Genomic DNA, 5,212 nt, shown 5'->3' with positions numbered 1-5,212 from the left:
CAGACCAGATGCCGTTCTCGTCCATGGGGTCAAACATATTCCCCAGGCCCCACCATTGATGGACAATTTCATGGATCGTCACCTGAGCGGAGGAGCCGCCTTTTGCGCCGTTGGCCAGGTTTTCAGCGGTATAGTCCAGCTCGTCTGCAATGCTGGCGCCGTCTCCGGCATATCCGCCGCCGCTGCTTCGCCGCTCAATCAGGTTAAAGGTCCCATCTCCATAAAAAGACAACGGGCCGATATGTTCGGTACAGTATTCAATGGTCTGGCGGATGGATTCCGCGGCGTTCATAGCCTCCATGACGGGCTGATGCTTACGGCTGTAATAGAAATTGACAGTAATGCCCGCCCGTTCCACCGGAATTTCCTCCCGGATATAATCCCCGGCATATATAATCATGCGATAGCTGTCCCGCTCCATGCGCCATGTTTTTGTGCTGTCCGGATTTTCCCGCAGCAGCTCAGTGGAGCCAAGCCCAAACAAAATGGGAGTCATATGTCCGGGGAGGGTGATGTCCGTCACGTTAGGAAGGTGATCTCCCTGATACCACACGTTATAGGGACAGGGCGACAGCGCGTCGTTTTCTAGCTCCATATAGGCGCCGCTGATTTCCAGACTGCCCTGTTCAGCGGACACGATATTCCACTCCTGGGGAAAACCGCCATATTCCATGGTAAGCTCAATTTCCGGGGCGGCAGGGATGACCACAACGAACGCCTTTTTATTGATTTCCTGCCTATCCTCCAAGGTAAACGGCACATCTGCGCCATTTGCTTGAATGGAGGAAATTTCGTATCCCGGATTGATAAGGAAACGGACATTCTGTTCCTGACCGCTGGTATTTTGAAGCTGAAATTGGGCCTTCCCATATACGCTGCCCGTTTTGGGGTCGGGACGCACGTCTGCATAACGGCCAGAACAGGTGACGGCCTCCATATATTCAGAGGCAAATACAAAATCATAATCCATATCCGGGCTGCTGTGGTCGAGAAAGGGCTGGCCCATATAGAGCAGGCTGGAACAGGCTATCAATACCGCCGCTATCGCTGGACGGTAAAATCGCCGGATATTATGAGCAAATGAGCCGAGCGGTCCCTTCCCGTATTGACGCACACAGAGATAGGACAATACCCACAGTCCGGACATTGCCAGCAGCCAGGTAAGGCGCATATAGGCCACCGAGCGAAAAATACGGTAATTGGAAAAATCATCGGAGACCGCCCAAACGCAGGGATTCAGCCAGCAGAGCTGCCATTTCTCCTTCCAGACCGTCAGACTGAGGGCGGCAAAGGCGGCAAAGAGGGCCAGAGACAAATCAGCCCGCCGAGTGAATTGACAGGCGGCGGAGGCAAACAAAATCGCCAGAGGAATCGCTCCGTACATAAAAATCAGGTGTATCAGCAGATAGCTTTCCACATCAAAGACCGCACCCAGTTTCATTATGGCATACGGAAGCCAGGCCAACGTGGTAATGGCCTGGGCCAGAATGGAGACACACAGCAGCGCCCCCAGCCGGGTCAGGGCGGCGGTCATGGGAGACACCACCGCATGGGTCAAGGTTTCCATGCCGTCCCGCCGGAGCCTGTCCATGCTCCAGACAGTGAGAATCGCAAATACAACAGCCCCCAGAATACCGCCGGCCAGAGCCGGATTTGCAAGATACATCCCCTGCATGGTGGTGACATAGCCGCTGTCGCTGCTGGAATACAGAGGCCGGTAGACCGTCAGGCCGACAACCGGAGAGAGGGCGGTCAAAAGAATCGCCAGCCAAGTAAGGCGGTTCTGGAGCAATCGGGTCAGCTCCAAACGAAATTGCCGCAGGGTGTTCATTGCATCGCCTCCCTGGAGATGAGATAAAGATAGGCATCCTCCAGCGCAGGCTCCACCTGTTCCACAAAATCAGGAAGTTCCTCCGCCACGGCGCGGCAGACGATACCCTGGGCCGTGTTGACACGGGAGGTAATATGCAGGCCCGCTTCCTGCCGCCGGTCTTTCTCTCGGAATATACCACCGTGGCCCACAGCTCCGGCGATCAGCTCGGCGGGAGTACCGGCAAAGCGGATACGGCCCTGGTGTATCACAATAAGCTGATTGCACACTGACTGAACATCCTCAATAATGTGGGTGGACAGAAGCACCAGCCGGTCTTGGGCCATTTGGGAAAACAGATTGCGGAAGCTGATCCGCTCCTCCGGGTCAAGGCCCACCGTNGGCTCGTCGAAAATCAGGAAATGAGGATTGCCCAGGATGGCCTGCGCGATTCCCACCCGCTGGCGCTGTCCGCCGGATAGAGTACGGATTTTTGCTTTCTGCTTCTCCTCCAGATTGGTACTTTGGATAGCGGCGGCAATGGCCTCCTTGCTGTTGACGATTCCTTTCAGCGCCGCCATGTAGTCCAGGAACTGCCAGACCGTCAGCTCGTCAAACAGCCCAAAGGACTGCGGCAAATAGCCCAAGCGGGCTTTCAGCAGCCGCTCCTGCTTCATCAGGGGCTTTCCGTCTACCGAGATCACTCCCTCCGTGGGGAGCAGGCCCGCCACCAGGAGCTTCATCAGGGTGGACTTTCCCGCTCCGTTCGGCCCCAACAGGCCGATGAGGTTCGGGCTTCTCAGGTTCAGATCGATTCCCCGCAAGGCGGTTTTACCTGATGGGTAGGTCATGGACAGATTAAAAATCTCCACATTCATCTGTGTTTCATCCTTTCCGCTTGAGATTGCAGTCAGGATAACAGAAGAATGTGGAGTTCGTTTGTGGTTAATATGTGGTTTGTGTGGAGTTTGGCAGAATCAGTGTCGCACAGACGCCTCTTTCAGAGTTTTGGATTTGACAACTGCCCCCATGTTGTTCCGCTATTTTTTGAACAAGATAAAGCCCTAATCCACTTCCGCCAGTCTGGCGGCTCCGGGATGGGTCGCCGCGAAAGAACGGCTCAAACAGGTGCGGCAGCTGCTCCGGGGCAATATGCGCTCCTTCGTTTTCTACATTCAAAATAATATTGTCCTCTTTCCTACGGGCGGAAATCCAAATCTTGATGCCCTCCGGCGAGTGGAGCGCGGCATTAGAGAGCAGATTGCCCAGGGCCTTTTTCAAGAGAGCCGGATCTCCCGCACTCCAGATTTCCGACGGTAAATCTACGATAACTGTTTGTTCTTTCTGCTGGAAAAGTTCGTCGTAATTTTGCAGACAGCTCCGAATCAGAGCGGCGAGCTCCACAGGAATCATAGACAGCTCCTCGCCCCGTTCCATACGGGAGACAGTCAAAAGCTCCTGTACCAGGCTCTCCATCTGGTTTGCCACAGCCAAGCTGCGGGCCAGATATTTGTCCCGATCCGCGTAGACGCCAATTCCGTCCAACATCCCGCCCAGCTGACCCTTCAAAACGGTGATGGGGGTTTTCAGCTCATGGGAAACCGCCGAGAAGAAATCCCGCTGGGCCTGCTCCAGCTGCTGTTCCCGCTCTACGTCTTTTTGGAGGGCATCATTCGCGGCCTGGAGTTCCTGCATGGAACGGGATAGGTGATCCGCCAGTTCGTCCAGATTGTGGGCCAACGTACCAATTTCATCTGTACGCTGTTCTCCGCACCGCCAGCTGAAATCCAATTCAGACAGTTTTTGGGAGATTCCGCTCAATCGCACAATGGGCCGTGTGATGAAGTGCGCGTAGAACAGGGAGGTAAGCACAGACACCAGCAGAATGGCCGCGGCCAGCCAGGGCCAGATATGTCCCAAAGCCTCCGCCGCCTGATTGACCGCGCGAGTGCTGGCAAAGATCAGCAGCTGACAGTTTTCGGAGGAATCCTGAAAAGAAAACTCGGTTCCAATACAATGTACGATATAATCCTCGTTTTCTTTGTTGGGCTGAATGCCCTCGACCGACGAATGGGTCGGCGTCATTTCCCATTGCCCATGTTCTCCTGTCGGTATGATGTCGGAGGGGTCAACGCCACCGACAACATTCCCCGCGGAATCCTGGATACTCACCGGGACGCCATACTGGAACGTGAACTGTGAAAGGAGCGGCCCACAGTCAGCCAGTGTATATTCTTCCAGCTGTTTTACCAGACGTTCAGCCTGGGCAGCCAGCAGACGCTCCTGATCTACTGTGTAGGTCAGCGGCATAAGCTGGGCAATCAGGCCATAGGTCAAAGCGCAGACTGCCGTCAGCAGCAGGCAGGTGACGAGGAAAATTTTTGTTGTCAGACTATTTTTCAGCTTCGTAATCAATGCGATACCCCACCCCTCTAATTGTTTCGATGTAATCCAGTCCCAGCTTTTTTCGCAGATTCTTGATATGCGTATCGACAATTCTCTCGTCACCGTAAAAGTCATAACTCCATACCCGGTTCAACAGTGTTTGCCTGGATAAAACACGCCCCTGGTTTTGGAGCAGGACCTTCAGCAGTTCAAATTCTCTTTGGGTCAAATCAACAATTTGCCCGGAAATGTAGACCTTGTACCCCTCCAAATCCAGGGTCAGAGCTTTATATGTAATCCGACCGGAGATGCTGTCTCCCATTGTCCGGCGCAGAATCGCACCAATTTTACGGAGTAGGACCGGCATGGAAAAGGGCTTTGGAATGTAATCGTCAACCCGCAGGTCAAAGCCTTTTAATTGATCTTCTTCGCTGTCGAGCGCTGTCAGCATGATGATTGGAATATCTGATTCCTCCCGAAGGGCCCTGCATACTTCATAGCCATTTAAGCGGGGGAGCAGAATGTCCAGCAGGATTAAATCGACATGGGAGCTGCGGAATACTTCGAGGGCCTGTTCGCCGTCGGAGGCGGTAACAACCTGATAACCCTCATTTTCCAAATAGTTCTGCAAAAGCTCCCGGATGTCGTATTCATCCTCGACCACTAAAATTTTCACCATGTGATTCACCTCACCAACGCGATTATAGCAGAGAATTATGAATTTTGCGTGGAGTTTTGTTTTCTGTCGCTTTTTAATCATTGACAGAATTTAGCTCTGGTAAATTGGCCCCTAATTCATTGTTTTCTGCTATGCAAAATTTGAGCAGAAATCCTATACTTCCAGATGCTATGCTTTCCTGCCTGTACTTTGTTTTCTGCCACCACGAGGGAAGGCCATCCAGTTTCCTGGACGGCCCCCCTGGGTACTATTTGCTTACGCATAGAAATTGACGCTGTTGGGTATTCCGACGAACATGTAGCAGTAGGTGATGCCGTCGTACTGGGTCACACCCACGC

General features: G+C 53.2%; 4 protein-coding genes and 1 pseudogene. All 5 read right to left on the bottom strand.

All coding sequences use genetic code 11. The features are described from left to right. On the bottom strand, nucleotides 1-1,831 hold a 1,831-nt coding region (locus JX325_RS12440), incomplete at its 3' end, for a hypothetical protein (RefSeq protein ID WP_204791434.1). Further along, nucleotides 1,828-2,688: an ATP-binding cassette domain-containing protein gene (locus tag JX325_RS12435; RefSeq protein ID WP_204791433.1), complete on the bottom strand. Its 861-nt coding sequence runs from the start codon at nucleotides 2,686-2,688 to the stop codon at nucleotides 1,828-1,830. The genes JX325_RS12435 and JX325_RS12440, both read right to left, overlap by 4 nt. A gap of 67 nt (nucleotides 2,689-2,755) precedes the next feature. Next, the gene (locus JX325_RS12430; protein ID WP_204791432.1) at nucleotides 2,756-4,225 is read right to left on the bottom strand and encodes a cell wall metabolism sensor histidine kinase WalK; all 1,470 of its coding nucleotides are present in this window, start codon (nucleotides 4,223-4,225) and stop codon (nucleotides 2,756-2,758) included. Then, on the bottom strand, nucleotides 4,203-4,874 hold the full coding sequence (locus tag JX325_RS12425) for a response regulator transcription factor (RefSeq protein WP_204791431.1): 672 nt from the start codon (nucleotides 4,872-4,874) through the stop codon (nucleotides 4,203-4,205). The genes JX325_RS12430 and JX325_RS12425 overlap by 23 nt, the downstream gene beginning before the upstream one ends. A gap of 255 nt (nucleotides 4,875-5,129) precedes the next feature. Beyond that, nucleotides 5,130-5,212 (bottom strand): annotated as a pseudogene (locus JX325_RS18560) (CAP domain-containing protein); the annotation flags it as partial.

It is taken from the genome of Oscillibacter sp. CU971 (assembly GCF_905219725.1).
Classification (GTDB): Bacteria; Bacillota; Clostridia; order Oscillospirales; family Oscillospiraceae; genus Oscillibacter.
The sequence above is the reverse complement of the archived record's forward strand: the minus strand, read 5'-3'. Positions and strand labels throughout refer to the sequence as shown.